This is a genomic window from Pseudoalteromonas sp. CuT4-3 (genome assembly GCF_035666335.1).
In the GTDB taxonomy this organism is placed as follows: domain Bacteria; phylum Pseudomonadota; class Gammaproteobacteria; order Enterobacterales; family Alteromonadaceae; genus Pseudoalteromonas; species Pseudoalteromonas atlantica.
Genome location: NZ_CP142031.1, coordinates 382,400 through 400,672 on the forward strand (window position 1 = coordinate 382,400; position 18,273 = coordinate 400,672).

Sequence of the window (18,273 nt, forward strand, 5' to 3'; positions counted from 1 at the left end):
AACATAGATAAGGTGTATAGCTCGGATAAACAGCGCCAAGCATTTTCACTATTCACCATGATAGCCATTGCTATTATTGTTATCTCTATGTTGGTGGTGTTTAACTACACGGTGTATTCGCCTATTCTTACCACGTCGTTAATAGCGGTAAATATTACGCTTATTAGCGGCACTTTTTATTTTATAAAAACAGCCAAGCTGGAAATGGTTGCACTTATAAGTATGTGTATAGTGTTTATTATGTGTGTGGCCCTTACGTATACAGGCGGAAAAGAAAATACCGCGCTTTATTGGCTAATGTTTTACCCTGTAGTGTGTTTTGCCTCTTTAGGTGTAAAGCATGGCTGCAGGCTTGGCTTAGGCTTATTATTGTGCTGCAGTGTTATTTTATACGGGCCTGATTTTGGCCAAGTTAACTATGGCGGTATTGAAAAGTCTCGTTTTTTAGCCTCTTTTACACTGGTGTTTATTTTTTCGTTTATAGGTGAATATTTCAGGCATAAAAGTCACCTTGCAATTGCTGATATAACCCTTGCGCAAACGCAAGATGCCTATACAGATCAGTTAACGGGTGGCGCGAACAGGCGTTTCATCACCGCTCACTTTTTAAAATTAGCTGCTAAAACGCCCGAAAACTACCTGCCGTTTTCTATTTTATTACTTGATTTAGATTATTTTAAACGACTAAACGATACCTATGGTCATGACTTTGGCGATACAGTGTTGATAGAATTTACCAAATTACTTGATTCACAATTTCCAAACTCCGCAGTTAAAGCCCGTTATGGAGGCGAAGAGTTTGTGGTGATTTTACCTAAAGAAACAGCCCCAGTGGCTACAAAATTAGCCGATGATTTTAGACAATGTGTCGCAAAACAAGCTATTTTAACCAGCGATAATAAACGGGTATTTATTACCTGTAGTATTGGGGTGGCACAGGTTGATAATGTGGATCATTACAGCCGTGCACTGAAACAAGCAGATGAATACCTGTACCTAGCTAAAGAGCAAGGGCGTAACAAAGTTGTATCAAATCACACAGGAACACTATGACTCAAACTAAACTTATATATGTACACGACCCTATGTGCAGTTGGTGCTGGGGATATAAACCGACGTGGTTAAAACTAAAAGCCGCATTAGCTTCGCAGCTGACTATAGAATACAAAGTAGGGGGGCTTGCTCCAGATAGCCAAGAACCCATGCCAGAAAATATGCGCGCTATGCTCCAAAGCACGTGGCATAAAATTAGTGCGATGTTGGGCACACAGTTTAATTTTGATTTTTGGCAGGTTTGTCAGCCAAGGCGCTCTACTTACCCAGCCTGCAGAGCGGCGATTATTGCCAGAGCGCATAATAAAGAGCCACAAATGATAGAGGCAATTCAACATGCATATTATCTACATGCCCAAAACCCATCTGATGAAAGTACTCTAATTACCTTAGCTGAAAAAATAGGGCTAGATAAACAACAGTTTAGCGAGGAACTTTGCTCAGAGGCTTTGAATCAAAAATTACACGAGGAGTTAGCATTTAGTGCAAGTTTGCCAATACAAGGCTTTCCTTCGTTAGTATTAATAACTGATAATAAAGCCATTGCAATTAAAATAAATTACACCGATCACCAGCAAACACTAAACACAATTAACGCTTTATTAGCTTAACAACTAGCCAAAATGCGTGTATTTGCTGCTTTAATACACGCTTTGCATATAAACACTCCGATATAAGACGCAAATGTTACAGCTGTAACAAAATAGACTTTTTTGCGCAACATGCCTGTCATTATTCATCTATACAATTTCATTCATTGAAAATCTTTAGCCTAAAACAAGTCAGTTTAGGCTAAAACAACAAACTAGCAAATCCGCTAATTAACGAGTAAAGGTGTATGCGATGAAAGGCGTTAAACCATTGATCTTAGCTGGTATTGTAGCAGCAAGTGCTGCAGTACATGCCAATGATTTAGAAAAGGTTATCGATAAAAGCAGTGAAATAAATAAATCAGCTGCGCAATCACAAACAAAAATAGACAAGATTGCTGATTCAATGCAAGGACGTCTTCAACAGTTTAAAACCCTTAATAAAGAAATTGATGGTTTAACTGTTTATAACGCGCAATTAACTAAACAGTTAAATAACCAAATTGAAGAAATGGAGTCACTTAACCTTTCAATGGATCAGGTCTCTATTATTGAGCGTCAGATCACACCACTAATGCTGCGCATGATTGAAGGGCTTGAGCAATTTGTAGCACTTGATGTGCCATTTTTGCAAGAAGAGCGCACTAAGCGTATTAGCTCTCTAAACGCCATGATGGACCGTGCAGATATTAACTCAAGCGAAAAATTCCGCCGCGTATTAGAAGCATACCAAGTAGAAGTTGATTACGGACGCACTATTGAAGCCTACACCTCACTGCTAACGGTAGACGGTAAAGAGCGTGAAGTAGACTTTTTACGCATTGGCCGCTTAGAGCTTATTTATTTAACACGTGATGGTAAGCAAGCTGGTAGCTGGGATGAAGAAACAAAATCGTTTGTTACTTTACCAGACTCAACAATTAGCCAAATCAACAAAGGTTTACGTATCGCACGTAAGCAACTTGCCCCAGATATGTTAACTCTGCCAGTACACGCAGCAGAATAAGAGGTTGAAGATGAAACTGTTTACTCAAATGACAAAAATGGCCCTTTTTGCTGCAAGCCTAAGCTTTGCAGGCGCAAGTGTGGCAGCTGAGCCTATGGACTTAGACTCACTATTAAAAACACTTGAAGAAGGCAAATCGGCTCAAAGCGCGCAAAACAAGCAACGCGAACAAGAATTTATGGCGCGCCAAAACGAACAAGTGCAAATGCTTAACAACACACAAGCAAAACGTAATCAAATGCTTGCTGAGTCTGAGCGCTTAGAAACACAGTTTGAAGAAAACGAAATTAAACTTGCTAACTTAACAGATACACTGTCTAAACGAATGGGTTCTCTAAAAGAGCTATTTGGTGTGCTTCAGCAAGTTGCAGGTGATTCTAGCAATAAGTTTGCTACCTCTGTGGTATCAGCTGAAATTGCGGGTCGTAGCACATTTATGGATGAGCTAGCACAAAAAATGGGCTCTACTTCAAAGCTTGCCTCTATCGAAGATATTGAAAAAGTATGGTTTGAGCTACAACGCGAAATGACAGAGCAAGGTAAAGTAAGCCGCTTTACTACCGATGTAATTGTACAAGGTGGTGAAAAAGCACAGCAAGAAGTGGTACGTGTAGGTGCTTTTAACTTAATCTCTAACGGTAAATACCTAGAATTTAACCCAGTAACAAATACCTTAAGCGAGTTAAATCGCCAGCCTGTAGCACGTTTTACTGCAACTGCTGAGGAGTTACAAAATGCAAAAAATGGTGTTGTGCAGTTTGCACTTGACCCAACGGGTGGCTCAATTTTAGGTTTATTAGTGCAAGCACCAGATACCGAAGAGCGTGTACACCAAGGTGGCACAGTGGGTTACGTTATTTTAGGTGTAGGTGTTATTGCTTTACTTATCTCACTTGAACGTTTTTTCTCATTACTGATTATGGGCGGTAAAATTCGTCGTCAACTTAAAGATGATGTAGCACGCGATGACAACCCACTTGGCCGCGTAATGAAAGTTAAAGATCAATTCCCTGATGTTGCCCACGACACATTAGAGCTTAAATTAAGCGAAGCTATTTTACGTGAAATGCCAAAAGTAACGCGTAATTTAACGCTTATTAAAATCATCTCGGTGGTGGCGCCACTGCTAGGTTTACTAGGTACAGTAACCGGTATGATCAACACCTTCCAAGCAATCACATTATTTGGTACAGGTGACCCTAAACTAATGGCTGGTGGTATTTCGCAAGCATTGGTAACAACGGTGCTAGGCTTAGTTGTGGCAATTCCTACGGTATTTTTATACACCCTACTTAATACACGCGCTAAAAACATTTTGCTTACTATTCAAGAGCAAAGCGCAGGTATTATCGCACAGCGAAGCGAGAAGGGAGCATAAACCATGGTGCTATTGATTGACTCAATCAATGCTATCCGTGATTTTCTCGACACTGGTGGCCAAGTCCTCTTGGTCATCGGGGTGTTAATCTTCGCGATGTGGTTATTGATACTCGAGCGATTTATTTATTTTTTCAAAGGTTTTCGTAGTTACAAACAAAACGTAAAAGCGCAGTGGAAAAGCCGTGCAGAGCGCAATAGCTGGAATGCTGAGCAAATACGCCAGGCGATGATTTCACGTGCTTCAATGCGTTTAGACACTAACTTAGCACTGATAAATGTAATGGTTGCATTGTGTCCGCTACTTGGCCTGTTAGGCACAGTAACGGGAATGATTGAAGTATTTGATGTAATGGCAATTACCGGTACGGGTAGTGCGCGCTCTATGGCATCAGGTGTTTCTAAAGCAACTATTCCAACCATGGCAGGTATGGTTGGCGCACTTTCGGGTGTATTTGCCTCTACGTTTTTACAGCGCAGAGCCAAGCGCGAAGTTGAACTACTTGAAGACAGCATGGTTTTAGACCATTAAGTAACATTTTGATAAGCGGCTTATAGAGTCGCTCATCCTAGGAGAATAAAAATGAGAGCCCCGTTAGGAAACCTATTACAAGAAGACGAAGCTGAAGAAATTAACATGACCCCAATGTTAGACGTTGTATTTATCATGCTTATTTTCTTCATCGTTACCGCCTCGTTTGTTAAAGAAGCCGGTATTGATGTAAACCGCCCAGAAGCCGCAACAGCGGTTAAAAAAGAACGCGCTAATATTTTAGTGGCTATTTCTGATACAGGCGAGATTTGGATTAATAAACGTCAAATCGATGTACGTGCAGTGCAAGCCAATATCGAACGCTTAAAAGCAGAAAACCCACAAGGGAGCGTGGTTATTCAAGCTGATAAAAAAGCCACCACTGATATGTTAATCAAAGTAATGGATGCGTCGCGTGCTGCAGGTGCGTTTGATGTTTCGATTGCTGCACAAGATGCGTCTTAAGGGTTAGCCATGTTGCGATATTTAGTAGCATTAATAGTAGCGGGTGTAGTGACCTTTATGCTGTTTTTAGGCATGCAGGCACTGATCACCGGTGGTGAAGGTGCCATGTCGGAGCCAGTAAAAGGAAACGTTTTAGACTTTGTACGTTTGAAAAAAGAAGAAACGGTACAAAAGAAAGAGCGTAAACCGCAAAAGCCACCTACACCAAAAGAGCCACCACCGCCTATGGAGTCGCCGCAAATGCAAAATAATGATGCAAACGCGGCCAGTAATAATTTTGATTTTGGTGCGGATGTAGGCAGCGACGTTGACCTAGCGGGTGGCTTAGCGCTTGAAACAAGTGATGGTGAATACTTACCTATTGTAAAAGTAGCTCCAGTGTATCCGCGTCGTGCTTTGTCGCGTGGTATTGAAGGCTATGTAATTGTTGAATTTACAGTAACTAAGCAAGGTACTGTACGTGACCCGCAAGTAGTAAAAGCGGTCCCTGAGTCACTGTTTGATAGAGCAGCGATGGATGCCGCACTTAAATTTAAATATAAACCGCGCGTAGTAAATGGTGAAGCCGTTGAAGTAGCGGGTGTTCAAAACAAAATATCTTTCCAAATTAATGGTTAACTTATCTTAATTGGATGAAATAGCGAGGCGATTATGAAATTACTACCTACAGCTAAAAATTTAAAACTGGCATTATTTTGCACTGCCGCGATCGGTGCAAGTATTGTTGTGCCAAGTACGCTAAGCTTTGTGCCGGGGCTAAACGTAGCAACTGCCCATGCAGAGCAAGAACAAAAAACAAAGCGTGTACCTGCACTGCGCGAAAAGGTTTATAGCCAGCTTGCTCGTGCGCAAAAGCTCGCTGACGATGGCGATGTTAAGGGTGGACTTGAAGCACTTAATAGCATTCAAGAGCGAGCTTCAAGTATGAACTCGTACGAAATTGCAATGATGCATAATTTTTACGGCTTTATTTATTACAACGAAAACGACTTACCAAAAGCGATTGCCTCGTTTGAAAAAGTGGTAGCAGAAGAAGCCATTCCTGAATCACTTCGTTTAAGTACTACATTTAGCTTGGCGCAATTGGCAATGGCCAACGGCGAGTATAAAAAAGTTATCGCGTTTTTAGATAAATGGGATGCAATAAATACTAAACCTAAAACAGAAGGTTACTATTTATTAAGAGCACAAACGTATTATCAGTTAAAGGATTACCAAAAAGGACTTGAGTATATTACTCAAGTTATTTCACTAAGTGACAGTGAGGGTAAAACCCCTAAAGAAAACTGGCTGGTGTTACAACGTGCAATGTATTACTCACTTAATCAAACAGATAAAGTGGTTGATGTACTTGAGCGTATGGTAAAGCTATACAATAAGCCTGAATATTGGGTTCAGCTCTCTGGAATGTATGGCGAAACGGGCAAAGAAAAACAACAGTTAGCAGTGATTGAATCAGCTTATCAACAAGGTTTTTTAACTTCTAAGTCTGATTTACGCCAGCTTGCTCAAGTTTATTTATACAATGGCTTGGCGTTTAAAGCTGCAGTCGTTATGAGTGAAGCTATTGATAAAGGTATTGCTGAAAAAACAGCAAAAAACTACGCTTTTGTAGCCGAGGCAATGATTCAAGCTAAAGAAGATGAAAAATCTATTACCTACTTTGTAAAAGCGGCTGATTTATCAGAGCACGGTAAATACGAACAACGTTTAGCTGAGGTTTACGTTAACACAGAGCAATATGAAGAAGCTGCCGATGCTGCGCGTAAAGCACTTGATAAAGGTGGCCTTGATTTTGAATCAAATGCATTTGTTGCCTTAGGTATGGCTCAGTACAACATGCAAAATTTTGATGCGTCAATTTTAGCTTTTGAGCAGGCAGAAAAACATAAAAAATCTCAGCGTTTAGCGCAGCAGTGGATCAAATATGTAAAGCGTGAAAAAGTGCATGCAGAAACACTCAAAACAGCTTTATTATAAATTTTGAAGCGCTTTACTAATTTAAAAAGTAACGCGCTTAAAACTATTTCATAATCGCAACACCAAAACCGCCTTAGGGCGGTTTTTTTCGTCGCTTTAAGTAGCCAATTATTTGATTTTTAATAAGTTATCATTGTCATCTTATGGTTATCAAACTGTAACTACTTTGTCATAAGTCTCCCGTATTGTTACCGCAGCTAAACTCAAGTGACCTTAAAGCATTGTTTAAGTGTTTTAAGGTGACTTGAGTTTATTTAAGCACCTAAAAAATAATTAAATACTTTAATGGAGTGAACAATGAAATTATCTGACTTATTCAAAGTAAGTTTGATTGCAACTGCAGTATCTTTAGCAGGTTGTGGTGGAGACTTAGTAGTATCTGAAGGCGACACGACTATCAATGAAGGTGATACAGTAACTAACGTTGTTGAAGGCGGTGACGATACAAGTGATGAAACGTCATCACGTGATGATTCACAAAATGCGACTACTGGCTTTCCTACTAATATCGATAATGCACTTACTCAAGGTTTAGCAACTGATGTTTCTAGTGAGTTTTCATCTATTACAGATAAGCCAGTTTATCGCTTAGCTGCAGATACCGTGTTCACTACTGATGTATCGTTAACAAACGATGCACACTGGATATTAAATGGACGAACTGCCGTTGGTAATGATCGCGCAGATAACGCCAAACTTTATATTCAACAAGGTACAACGATTATTGGCGAAACAGGAGATGACTTCCTAGTTGTTCGTCGCGGTTCACAAATTGAATCGGTAGGGACTGTAAGTCAGCCCATTACAATGACCTCAATTCAAGATGTTACAGCTCAAGAAACAACGATTGGCCAGTGGGGCGGTTTAGTACTATTAGGTAACGCGCCAGCAAATTCTTGCGGCGACCAAGAAGGTGAAGCGACAGCTGATGAACTTGCTAATTGTGGTGTGTCGGCTGAAGGTGACGCAGGCCAATTTGGTGGCGATATCAGTGATGATAATTCAGGTACTTTAAAGTATGTACTTGTTAAGCAAGCCGGTAAAACGTTAGGTAATGGTGATGAGTTAAATGGTATTACGTTTGCCGGTGTTGGCTCTGCAACTACAGTTGATTATATTCAAGTACATGAAAATCTTGATGATGGCATCGAGTTTTTTGGTGGCACCGTTAATGTAAGCAATGTTGTACTTACCAATATTGGTGACGATTCGCTAGATTGGTCTTTTGGTTGGACGGGCTCAGCTACAAACGTTTATATTCAGCAAGCGGCTAATGTTGGTGACAACGCTATCGAAGCTGATAACTCTGAATTTGATTCAAGTGCAACACCATTAACTTTACCTACTATTTCAAACGTTACAATTGTGGGTGCTGAGGGAAATAACGGCATTCGTTTACGTGCGGGTACTGCGGGCGCTCTTAAAAATGTATTTGTAACGGGCCCAGCTACTTATGAAAACTGTTTACGTGTAGGTTCAGATTCAGTACCACGTGCTGAGGATGGCACGCTTACGATTACAAACTCTATCGTTGCTTGTCAAACTGCAGCGAATAATTTTGGCAGCGAAGTTATTAACGGTGGCGATGTACAATCTTGGTTTGAAGGCCAAGACGCTAACCAAACACTTACTCCAGCTGATTTAATGCTAGATGACAACGGTTATACACCTCTTGCAGGCTCGCCGCTTATCGCAAATGGCCAAGTTGGTGCTTTTGATGGGTCAACTAACTGGATGGAAGGTTGGACCGTTGGTATTAATGGTGGCTTCCCTACTGATATTGATAATGCGCTTGCACAAGGCTTAGCATCAGATGTTTCTAGCGAATTTCCAGCAATTACAGATAAACCAGTATATCGCTTAGCTGAAGATACAACGTTCACAGCAGATGTAACGTTTACTAACGATGCACATTGGATTTTAAATGGTCGTACTGCAGTTGGTAATGACCGCGCAGATGCAACTACATTATATGTTCAAGCGGGTACAACGCTAATTGGTGAATCAGGCGATGACTTTTTAGTTGTACGTCGTGGTTCACAAATTAATGCCAATGGTAATGCAACTGCACCTATTACAATGACATCTATTGAAGATGTAACAGGCGCTGAAACAACAATTGGGCAGTGGGGCGGTTTGGTACTTTTAGGTAATGCGCCTGCTAACTCGTGTGGCGATCAAACTGGTGAAACAACTGCAGAAGAATTAGCTAACTGTGGTGTATCAGCTGAAGGTGACGCGGGTCAGTTTGGTGGTGATATCAGTGATGATAACTCAGGTGTTCTTCGTTATATTGTTGTTAAGCATGCAGGTAAAACACTGGGTAATGGTGATGAACTAAACGGTATCTCATTTGCAGGTGTTGGTTCACAAACAAAAGTAGAATATATCCAAGTTCACCAAAACCTCGATGATGGCGTTGAGTTTTTTGGTGGTACTGTAAATGTACGTAACATAGTACTTACTGACATTGGTGACGATGCATTTGATTGGTCGTTTGGTTGGACAGGTCGTGCACAAAATATTTATATTCAACAAAGTGCTGTTGGTGGCGATAACGCTATTGAAGCTGATAACTCAGAGTTTGATTCAAATGCTACACCTTTAACTAAACCATTTATCTCTAACATTACAATTGTGGGGGCTGATGGTACAAATGGTGTTCGTTTACGAGCCGGTACTGCTGGCGTTCTTCGCAATGTTGTAATTACAGGACCAGAAGATTACTCAAACTGTTTACGTGTGGGGTCTGACTCTGTAGCCAATGCAGAATCTGGCGAGCTTTCTATTGAAAACTCTGTAGTGGCATGTAGTGAAGATAATAATTTTGGTAGTGAAGCAATCGCTGGTGGTAACGTTCAATCTTGGTTTGAAGGCCAAACAGGTAATCAAACGCTTACATCTGCTGGTCTTAGTTTAGCAACCGATGGCTTTACACCTAAATCGAGCTCTCCATTATTAGGTTCGGGTGTTGATTCGTCAGACCTTGATTCATTCTTTACTAAAACAGATTATATTGGTGCGTTTGATGGCGATAATAACTGGATGGATGGTTGGACAGTCGCTATAACACCAAGTTTTCCTGATGATATTCAAAATGCCTTAGAGCAGGGTTTTGCTACTGATGTATCAGCGAGCTTCCCTGCAATCACAGACAAGCCTGTTTATCAGTTAACTTCTGATGTTGTATTCACTTCAGACGTAACATTAACTAACGATGCACATTGGATTCTAAAAGGCCGTACAGCGGTAGGTAATGACCGCGCTGATGAAACGACTTTATATGTTCAATTTGGTACTACGCTTATTGGCGAGTCGGGTGATGACTTCTTAGTTGTTCGTCGTGGTTCTAAAATAGAGGCCGTGGGTAGTGCAACTCAGCCAATTACTATGACGTCTATTGAAGATGTTACTGGTGGCGAAACGACTATTGGTCAATGGGGCGGTTTAGTGCTTTTAGGTAATGCACCGGCGAACTCGTGTGGCGATCAAGAAGGCGAAGCTACCGCTGATGAACTTGCTAACTGTGGTGTATCTGCTGAGGGTGACGCTGGCCAATTTGGTGGTAATGACCCAGAAGATAACTCAGGTACTTTAAAATACGTGGCAGTTAAACAAGCAGGAAAAACGCTAGGTAACGGAGATGAGTTAAACGGCATTACACTTGCGGGTGTTGGTAGCCAAACAGAGCTTGATTACATTCATGTTCATGAAAACCTGGACGATGGTGTTGAATTCTTTGGTGGTACTGCAAACATCAGTCACCTTGTTTTAACTAACATTGGTGATGACTCACTAGATTGGTCATTTGGTTGGACAGGTAAAGCGCAATACGTACTTATCAAACAAGCTGATTCAACAGGTGATAATGCGATTGAGGCGGATAACTCTGAGTTTGATTCAAATGCTACACCACTTACAATGCCTACAATTTCTAATGTTACTATTATTGGTAATGTAGGGGTTAACGGTATACGTCTACGTGCAGGCACTGCAGGTATTCTTAAAAACGTGGTTGTAACAGGCGGGGCAGATTATTCAAATTGTTTACGTGTGGGTTCAGATTCAGCGCCTCGCGCCGAGGATGGTACATTAACTGTTACTCACTCAGTTGTTGCATGTGAAACGGCAAATAACTTTGGTACGCAAGCTATTGGTACTGGTAATGTTGAATCTTGGTTCTTAGGCCAAACAGGTAACTCTGTGCAAGCAGCCACAGACCTTAATCTAGCAGATAACGGATATATGCCTTCGGCTGAGTCATTACTGCTAGGTAATGGTTTTGATTCTTCAAGCCTAGATAGTTACTTTGATTCAGTAGATTACATTGGTGCAATGGATGCACAAACAGACTGGACAGCAGGTTGGGTTAAGGTAGGTCTTTAATCCCCTCTACTAAAAGCCGGACGTAAGTCCGGCTAATGTCTTGTTTTGTTTCGGAGTATAAAAATGAAATCTTTTAAACCCTCTTCTCTTGTTCTTTCTAAACTAAATTGCGCAGTTATGGCTGCAATTATGGGGCTATCAGTAAACACAGCTATAGCAGCCGAAGCCGAAGCCGAAGCTCAAGAAATAGAAGAAGTAGTTGCTGTTGGCCAGCGACTAAAAGGTAGTGCAGGCGCAGTACTACAAGAGCGCCAAAATCAGGCATTTGTTGCTGATATTATGGGCGCTGATCAAATATCACGCACAGGTGATGGCGATGCAGCTTCAGCGCTTCGTCGTGTGACTGGTTTAACCTTAGTCGATGGTAAATATATTTATGTTCGTGGTTTGGGTGAGCGTTATTCAAGTACCCAACTTAATAGCATGTATGTTCCGAGCCCCGATCCCACTCGATCAGTTGTTCCACTGGATTTATTTCCATCGGATATTATTGAAAGTTTAAGTGTTCAGAAATCGTTTTCTCCTGACATGCCAGCGCACTTTGGTGGTGGTAATGTAAATATTCGCACCAAATCTATTCCTTCTGATTTTTTGTTTAAAATACAGTTAGGTACTTCATATAACACTTCTAACAGTGACACAGGTTATTTTTACAGTGGTGGTGATGATGATTGGATGGGGCGCGATGATGGTACACGTTCATTACCTTCATTAATTTCTACAGCGCTTAAAAGTGATGCAGGACTTGAAGGTGACAGCAGTACTACGCTTGAGCAGCGTCAAGTGCTCCTACAATCACTTGACTGGCAAGTTGGACCTACTGAGAAAGACGTTGATCCAGGCATGAATTTTTCAGTAGCACTAGGTGATAGGTTTGAGTCTGATGTGGGTACATTTGGTGTTCTTGCCGCTGTTTCCTATGACAATGAATGGGAAGTAGTTAAAGAGCAAAGCGGTACAAACTTAGGTAGTTTAGGCTGTGAAGATAAATGTTTTGCACAAACTTATGATGGCATATCTACTGAACAAACCGTTCGCTGGAGTGGCACATTAAATTTGGGTTATGAATTTAATAATAATCATAAGTTTGAACTAACGAATATTGCCCTTCATGATATGAGTGACCGAGTTCGTAACCGTGATTTTTTCGATGCTAACGAATCAGAAGAAGGTGTTACTGAATTACGCCGTGTTGATGTTATGTATGAAGAGCGGGAAATGTTCTCCACGCAACTCAAAGGGACGCATAACTTTCCTGAATTAGAAAATTTATTTTTTGATTGGTATGCCGGTACAAGCCGCGCCAACAGAGATGCTCCTGGCGCATTGGATGTTGTTTTTCAAACTAACTTAAATGATGGTGTATTTGAATCGGAGCAGTTACAAGATGTTGCTGCAACAAACGTTACTCGTGATTATCAAACGTTGCATGATGATGTAGATACGTATGGTTGGAATATGGGTATCCCATTTTATGGTGATGGCTATGAGTTAGAGCTTAAGGTGGGTGGCGATTTTTCTGAAAAAATACGTGATGCAAGCAATATTCAATTTGGTATTACGCACCGTGGTATAGCTGATGACTTTACATTTGGCTCAAACATAGACCAAATCTTTTCTGACGATAATTTAGCTAATAGTGAGTTTTATACAAGTGTTACTGGTTCTGGCATTTTTGATGATGGTACTGCTGATGGTGATAAATATAGCGCTGCACATAAGTTAGACGCTTATTATTTTATGGCCGACTTTTTCTACGAAAACACTTGGCGCATAACAGGTGGTATTCGTTGGGAAGACTTTTCTCAAATATCAGTCCCTTTTCAAGCACATACGAATTTCTTTGATGGAACAATTGATGAAGTGAGTGAAGTTGCAATAAAAGAAGATGATTTTTTTCCATCTTTAGCAATTACTTACATTATGGATGAAGAAATGCAGTTTCGTTTAAACTTGAGTGAAACAACGATTCGCCCAGATATGCGGGATGTAAGCTCAACCTATTACGTTGATCCATTGACAGAGTTTTTAGTGCGAGGCTCACCTACGCTTCAAAGCTCTAAGCTAAAAAATGCTGACTTTAGGTTTGAGTGGTACATGCCTTCAGGCAACAATTTATCAGTTGCTTTGTTTTATAAAGATATTGAAAACCCAATTGAGATGGTTGAGTTAGCGGGTGTTGGTGGAGCTGCTCCGCAGTTACTTACAGCAAATGCACAGTCGGGTGAACTAACGGGTATTGAGGTAGACTTTTTAACTGACTTTAGTTTTATTCATAATGACCTATCTGCCATTTTTTTATCAGGTAACGTTACTTTATCTGATTCAAGTGTAGAGCTTGGTATAAATGATGCCGATGGGGTTGATTCTTTATTTGAACAACAACTAAAAGAGGCGTTGGAAGCTGACTCTGTCTCTAACATTGTTACAAATAATAAACGTCGCTTAGTTGGTCACTCTGAATGGGTAGCAAACTTACAAATGGGTTATGACTCTACTGATGGTTTTCATTCAACTTCAGTTGTTTATAACGTGTTTGGGCCGCGCATAATAGTACCAGGTACGCGTGGTAACGAAGACGCAGAAGAAAAGTCATTTCATTCTCTTGATTTAGTTTATTCTTACTTCCCTAACTTTAATACTAAAGTTAATTTTAAAGTTAAAAATATACTTGGCCAAGAAAAAGAAATTGAACAAGAAAACTTAACACTTTGGCGTCAAGAAGAAGGCACTGAGTTTAGTTTAAGTTTTAGCTACGAGTTTTAATTTTATACCCAAGGAAGGGGATATAATAAAACCTAACTACCGATTAGCCCTGTATTTAATACAGGGCTTTTTTATGACTATGAAAAATATTTAAGTTTCGATTTATTCACTAGTTTTAGTGCGCTTAGGGTGTTATTTTGACGTTAATAAAAATTAATTCTCACGCAATGAATTTTAATTTTTAATGTATTAAGGCATCTTTTATGAATCAAACAGTGGAAAAAACAATGAAAAAAGTAGGATTAGTCGGTTGGCGTGGCATGGTTGGCTCTGTGTTATTAGAACGTATGCAGCAGCAAAGTGATTTTGCACATATCGACACCACCTTTTTCACCACCTCACAAGCTGGGCAACTCGGCCCTGATATTGCTGGCGACGCAAAACCGTTATTAGATGCAAGTGATGTAAATGAACTTGCTAAAATGGATATTATTGTTACCTGTCAAGGTGGTGATTATACCAAAGCGGTTTACCCTAAATTACGCGAATCGGGTTGGGATGGTTACTGGATTGATGCAGCTTCTGCACTTCGTATGGTTGATGACAGCATTATTGTACTTGACCCTGTAAATAAAGATGTCATTGAACAAGGTTTAGAGCAAGGCGTAAAAACTTTTGTAGGCGGTAACTGTACCGTATCGTTAATGCTACTTGCTTTAGGTGGCTTGTTTGAGCAAGACCTAATTGAGTGGGTAAGCCCAATGACTTACCAAGCGGCCTCTGGTGCCGGCGCTCGTAATATGAAAGAGCTTATAGCACAAATGGGTGCTATTCATTCAAGCGTTGCCGAGCAACTAGATAACCCAAGTTCAGCTATTTTAGAAATTGATAAAATAGTGAGCGAAAAAATGGCTTCAAGCGATTTACCACAAGACCAATTTGGCGTGCCGCTAGCCGGTAGCTTAATTCCTTGGATTGACGTACCAATGCCAAGTGGCCAGTCTAAAGAAGAGTGGAAAGCTCAGGTTGAAGCGAACAAAATTTTAGGCTCTTCTAAACAGCCTGTGCCAATTGATGGTTTATGTGTACGTATTGGTGCAATGCGTTGTCATAGCCAAGCGATGACCATTAAATTACGTGAAGACATTAGCGTAGAAAAAATTGAAGAAATTTTAGCTTCGCATAACGAGTGGGTTAAAGTTATCCCTAATGAGCGCGAAATTAGTGCGACTGACTTAACCCCAGTTAAAGTAACAGGTACGTTAAGTATTCCTGTTGGTCGTATTCGTAAATTAGCCATGGGTCCAAAATACATTAGCGCATTTACCGTGGGCGATCAGCTGTTATGGGGCGCAGCAGAGCCTCTTCGTCGTATGCTTCGCATCATTGTAGACGGTGAATAATTTCTGCATTTGAAAGTGTATATTAAATAGGGGTTAGCGTATTGCTAACCCCTTTTTTAGTTAAGCGTCACTGCATACGCTACTTTATTTTTTCCTTCGTGTTTTGCTTTCGTTTTGCTATTTACAACGCTTGCGCAATGGTGCTGTAACGCGCTGTATATAAACACACTGTATATAAAGCGCATAAGTTTGTGCTTCATTAATACCTAGGAAAAACGTAATAAATATTAATATTGCCACCCCCTATGCTCTGTTGGAGCAGTCATAAAATTTATGAGTATATGAAAGGCTAAGTAAGCTTGGTTAACTCGGCTCATTGCATTTTTTGGTATAGCTTTTGCTCGTAATAATCTATTACAGCTTTATTTGCTCGGTTTTAGCTGCTTTGTGGGTACTTAATTCACTTATGCAGGTATTTTTTACTTATGCCGAGATGCTAAGCCTTCAAATAAGGATAGATAATGGCTTCTACTTTTAAAAATACACGCAAAAAATGGTTTTATGCTTTAGTGGTGATAGCCTTGGGGTTAATTTTACTCAGAGCTTTAGCCCCTTATGCGGTTCAATATTATGTAAATCAGCAGCTTGAACAAACCCAAGGCATAACAGGGCATGTGGGTGATGTTGATTTGTACTTATACCGAGGCGCTTACGCTGTTGATGAGGTAGAAATTTACGCGGTAGATGCCACGCAGGTGCCTAAGCCGTTACTGTCTATTGATACACTTGATTTTTCGCTTGCGTGGTCTGCTTTATTAAACGGTAATTTTGTCACCAACATGGCTTTTACCCGCCCAGAAATTGTTATTTACGACAAAGACCCAACTACCGCTGAACAAAACCAACAGGTGAAAGATGAAACCACGTGGGTAGGCCTTGCTAATGATCTCGTGCCTTTTGCAATCGATACGCTACGTATAGACAATGGTAAAGTAACCTTGGTTAACGCCACCAGCGAAGGAGAGCAGCCTACTTACGTATCAAATATAAACGCTAACATTAACAATATTACCAATGCACAAAACCTCTCTAAAACCTTAGTCACGAGTTTAAAAGTAGAAGGGCAGCTTATGGGCGAAGCTAAGCTGTCTTTAAATGGTAAATTAGACCCTTTTAGTGATGAAGCTAATTTTGATTTTAATGTTGAAGTGCAGCGTTTTTCGGTTAAAAATCTCGAAACTGTTTTTAAAGTGTATACCCCATTTGACATTGAAGCCGGCGGAATAGATGGCGCAATGGAATTGGCCGCTAACAATAATAACTTAAATGGATATGTAAAAGCGGGTGTGCACGATTTAAGTGTTTTTTCGTGGCGCGAAGATATAGAAAAAGATGATGACGGTCTATTTACCGCTATTTTTGAAGGCAGTATTGATTTACTCAGCTCGTTATTAGAAAACGACGAGTCAAAGCTGGTGGCTGCTCGGGTGCCCATAGACGGGCAGTTAGATAACGCTGATGTATCTACTTTTGAAGCCGTGGTTTCGGTGTTAAAAAATGCGTTTTTTGAAGCATTTAAAATGAAGGTTGATAATGTAATTTCGTTTGAAAGCACGCAAGAACAACAAGGTGAGTAACTAAAAGCCCTTTGTATTAACTCAATACAAAGGGCTTTTTAAGTTTTAGCAAGTAAAATAGATCAGCTATTTATTGGAGTTGGTAATATCTGAGGTTTTACTTAATAACGTTTTTAGCTCAGCTATTTGCGCTTGTAGTTCAACCACTTGTCCTTGCGTTGCAGGAAGTGAGTTATTATCCGCTTTTAGCTCACGGGCATTTCGGTGCTCCTCGCTCATTACTTCTAAAATGGCACCTACCATCATGTTTAAAAACACAAACGCGGTTAAAAAGATAAACGTGAGGTAGTAAATCCAGCTCAGCTCGTATACCGCCATGGTTTCGTACATAATGTCGGTCCAATCTTCAAAGGTAGCTATCCTAAATAGCGTTAACATTGAAATGGATACATCTTGCCAAAGCACCGGGTTAATATCGGCAAACATCATACTGCCCATGGCTGCGTAAATATAAAAAATAACAAACATAAGCAGTGCTATATAGCCCATTTGCGGAATGGCTTTAAGCAACGAATTTACAAGCAAGCGCAGCTCTGGGATCATAGATACTAAACGCAGTACCCTAAATATACGCAGCAATCGGGCAAGTAACATAGTTGAGCCTGCAGCTGGGTATAGGCTGCCAAGTACAATAATGGTATCGAATATATTCCAGCCCTTTGAAAAGAAGTCTTTTATTCCTTTACTTGCAATAAATCGAATAATGAGCTCGATTAAAAAGAAAGCTGTGATCCCTACATCCATCCAATTTAGAATAAATTCTACGGTGGGGTGAAGAGAATATGTATGAGCACCTACGGTGAGGGCAGAAACAACAATGACAGCTATAACAAATGATTGAAATATCTTGCTTTTGTCTATACGCTGAAACAGCTTTTGTAACTGCGACATCATAATTATGGGTCCTATGCAAAGTCAGGTTTTTATGACGCTAATATACAATAATATTGTTGCTTTCGATAACGAAAGTGTAAGGAATTCTAATGTTAATCAGTCAAATAACTAAAAGCGCATTGCTGTTTGTGGGATTTTCGGTACTTGCAGGGTGCAGCTCCGACGCTCGCTTTCACGAAATTCAATCAGCGCGTTTAGATGAATGTAATTATAAAGCCGATAAAGAGTATTACGAGTGCCTTGAAAATCAAGATAAAAATTTTGAAGAGTATAAAAAACAGCAAAGTGAACAAACACAATAATT

General features: G+C 40.3%; 15 protein-coding genes. 13 read left to right on the forward strand and 2 right to left on the reverse strand.

Annotation, left to right across the window (positions count from 1 at the left end):
- The first annotated feature begins 12 nt into the window (after nucleotides 1-12).
- The 11 genes from VOI46_RS18620 to asd all read left to right on the forward strand — a co-directional run bounded on the left by VOI46_RS18620 (nucleotide 13) and on the right by asd (nucleotide 15,498).
- Nucleotides 13-1,053, forward strand: coding sequence for a GGDEF domain-containing protein (locus tag VOI46_RS18620; RefSeq protein ID WP_324738365.1), 1,041 nt, complete (start codon nucleotides 13-15; stop codon nucleotides 1,051-1,053).
- Nucleotides 1,050-1,664, forward strand: a complete 615-nt coding sequence (locus VOI46_RS18625) for a DsbA family protein (RefSeq protein ID WP_054981957.1) — start codon at nucleotides 1,050-1,052, stop codon at nucleotides 1,662-1,664. Before VOI46_RS18620 ends, VOI46_RS18625 begins: the two co-directional genes overlap by 4 nt.
- Before the next feature lie 232 nt (nucleotides 1,665-1,896).
- Nucleotides 1,897-2,649, forward strand: a complete 753-nt coding sequence (locus VOI46_RS18630) for a DUF3450 domain-containing protein (RefSeq protein ID WP_004586345.1) — start codon at nucleotides 1,897-1,899, stop codon at nucleotides 2,647-2,649.
- Between the two features lie 10 nt (nucleotides 2,650-2,659).
- The gene (locus VOI46_RS18635; protein ID WP_064387264.1) at nucleotides 2,660-4,027 is read left to right on the forward strand and encodes a MotA/TolQ/ExbB proton channel family protein; all 1,368 of its coding nucleotides are present in this window, start codon (nucleotides 2,660-2,662) and stop codon (nucleotides 4,025-4,027) included.
- 3 nt (nucleotides 4,028-4,030) lie between these two features.
- Nucleotides 4,031-4,558, forward strand: coding sequence for a MotA/TolQ/ExbB proton channel family protein (locus VOI46_RS18640; protein WP_031289407.1), 528 nt, complete (start codon nucleotides 4,031-4,033; stop codon nucleotides 4,556-4,558).
- Nucleotides 4,559-4,609: 51 nt separating this feature from the next.
- A complete protein-coding gene (locus VOI46_RS18645) occupies nucleotides 4,610-5,023 on the forward strand; it encodes a biopolymer transporter ExbD (RefSeq protein WP_004586342.1) in 414 nt (137 codons plus the stop codon).
- Nucleotides 5,024-5,035: 12 nt separating this feature from the next.
- Nucleotides 5,036-5,641 (forward strand): energy transducer TonB, encoded by a 606-nt coding sequence (locus VOI46_RS18650; RefSeq protein ID WP_029772986.1) that lies wholly within the window; start codon nucleotides 5,036-5,038, stop codon nucleotides 5,639-5,641.
- Between the two features lie 33 nt (nucleotides 5,642-5,674).
- On the forward strand, nucleotides 5,675-7,003 hold the full coding sequence (locus VOI46_RS18655; RefSeq protein ID WP_282337419.1) for a CDC27 family protein: 1,329 nt from the start codon (nucleotides 5,675-5,677) through the stop codon (nucleotides 7,001-7,003).
- A 297-nt stretch (nucleotides 7,004-7,300) separates the two neighbouring features.
- Nucleotides 7,301-11,389, forward strand: a complete 4,089-nt coding sequence (locus tag VOI46_RS18660; protein WP_282337420.1) for a hypothetical protein — start codon at nucleotides 7,301-7,303, stop codon at nucleotides 11,387-11,389.
- A gap of 63 nt (nucleotides 11,390-11,452) precedes the next feature.
- Entirely contained in the window at nucleotides 11,453-14,155 is a 2,703-nt protein-coding gene (locus tag VOI46_RS18665; protein ID WP_282337421.1) for a TonB-dependent receptor, read from the forward strand.
- A gap of 203 nt (nucleotides 14,156-14,358) precedes the next feature.
- Nucleotides 14,359-15,498 carry an aspartate-semialdehyde dehydrogenase gene (gene asd / locus VOI46_RS18670; RefSeq protein ID WP_039972138.1) on the forward strand — a complete coding sequence of 380 codons (1,140 nt, stop codon included), beginning with the start codon at nucleotides 14,359-14,361 and terminating at the stop codon, nucleotides 15,496-15,498.
- A 56-nt stretch (nucleotides 15,499-15,554) separates the two neighbouring features.
- On the opposite strand, the gene VOI46_RS18675 is transcribed toward asd, so the two are convergent.
- Nucleotides 15,555-15,698 carry a hypothetical protein gene (locus tag VOI46_RS18675; protein ID WP_157211878.1) on the reverse strand — a complete coding sequence of 48 codons (144 nt, stop codon included), beginning with the start codon at nucleotides 15,696-15,698 and terminating at the stop codon, nucleotides 15,555-15,557.
- 261 nt (nucleotides 15,699-15,959) lie between these two features.
- Between VOI46_RS18675 and VOI46_RS18680 the strand changes: the two genes are divergently transcribed.
- Nucleotides 15,960-17,075, forward strand: a complete 1,116-nt coding sequence (locus tag VOI46_RS18680; protein ID WP_282337423.1) for a DUF748 domain-containing protein — start codon at nucleotides 15,960-15,962, stop codon at nucleotides 17,073-17,075.
- Between the two features lie 66 nt (nucleotides 17,076-17,141).
- On the opposite strand, the gene VOI46_RS18685 is transcribed toward VOI46_RS18680, so the two are convergent.
- Nucleotides 17,142-17,969 (reverse strand): ion transporter, encoded by an 828-nt coding sequence (locus VOI46_RS18685; RefSeq protein ID WP_004586335.1) that lies wholly within the window; start codon nucleotides 17,967-17,969, stop codon nucleotides 17,142-17,144.
- Between the two features lie 89 nt (nucleotides 17,970-18,058).
- Between VOI46_RS18685 and VOI46_RS18690 the strand changes: the two genes are divergently transcribed.
- Nucleotides 18,059-18,271, forward strand: a complete 213-nt coding sequence (locus VOI46_RS18690) for a hypothetical protein (protein ID WP_004586334.1) — start codon at nucleotides 18,059-18,061, stop codon at nucleotides 18,269-18,271.
- The last annotated feature ends 2 nt before the right edge of the window (nucleotides 18,272-18,273 follow it).

Coding starts and splice junctions, on each gene's coding strand:
- VOI46_RS18630 (WP_004586345.1), top strand. CDS start 1,897: ATGAAAGGCGTTAAACCATTGATCTTAGCTGGTATTGTAGCAGCAAGT.
- VOI46_RS18625 (WP_054981957.1), top strand. CDS start 1,050: ATGACTCAAACTAAACTTATATATGTACACGACCCTATGTGCAGTTGG.
- VOI46_RS18680 (WP_282337423.1), top strand. CDS start 15,960: ATGGCTTCTACTTTTAAAAATACACGCAAAAAATGGTTTTATGCTTTA.
- VOI46_RS18640 (WP_031289407.1), top strand. CDS start 4,031: ATGGTGCTATTGATTGACTCAATCAATGCTATCCGTGATTTTCTCGAC.
- VOI46_RS18645 (WP_004586342.1), top strand. CDS start 4,610: ATGAGAGCCCCGTTAGGAAACCTATTACAAGAAGACGAAGCTGAAGAA.
- VOI46_RS18675 (WP_157211878.1), bottom strand. CDS start 15,698: ATGAAGCACAAACTTATGCGCTTTATATACAGTGTGTTTATATACAGC.
- VOI46_RS18635 (WP_064387264.1), top strand. CDS start 2,660: ATGAAACTGTTTACTCAAATGACAAAAATGGCCCTTTTTGCTGCAAGC.
- VOI46_RS18685 (WP_004586335.1), bottom strand. CDS start 17,969: ATGATGTCGCAGTTACAAAAGCTGTTTCAGCGTATAGACAAAAGCAAG.
- VOI46_RS18690 (WP_004586334.1), top strand. CDS start 18,059: ATGTTAATCAGTCAAATAACTAAAAGCGCATTGCTGTTTGTGGGATTT.
- VOI46_RS18655 (WP_282337419.1), top strand. CDS start 5,675: ATGAAATTACTACCTACAGCTAAAAATTTAAAACTGGCATTATTTTGC.
- VOI46_RS18665 (WP_282337421.1), top strand. CDS start 11,453: ATGAAATCTTTTAAACCCTCTTCTCTTGTTCTTTCTAAACTAAATTGC.
- VOI46_RS18660 (WP_282337420.1), top strand. CDS start 7,301: ATGAAATTATCTGACTTATTCAAAGTAAGTTTGATTGCAACTGCAGTA.
- asd (WP_039972138.1), top strand. CDS start 14,359: ATGAATCAAACAGTGGAAAAAACAATGAAAAAAGTAGGATTAGTCGGT.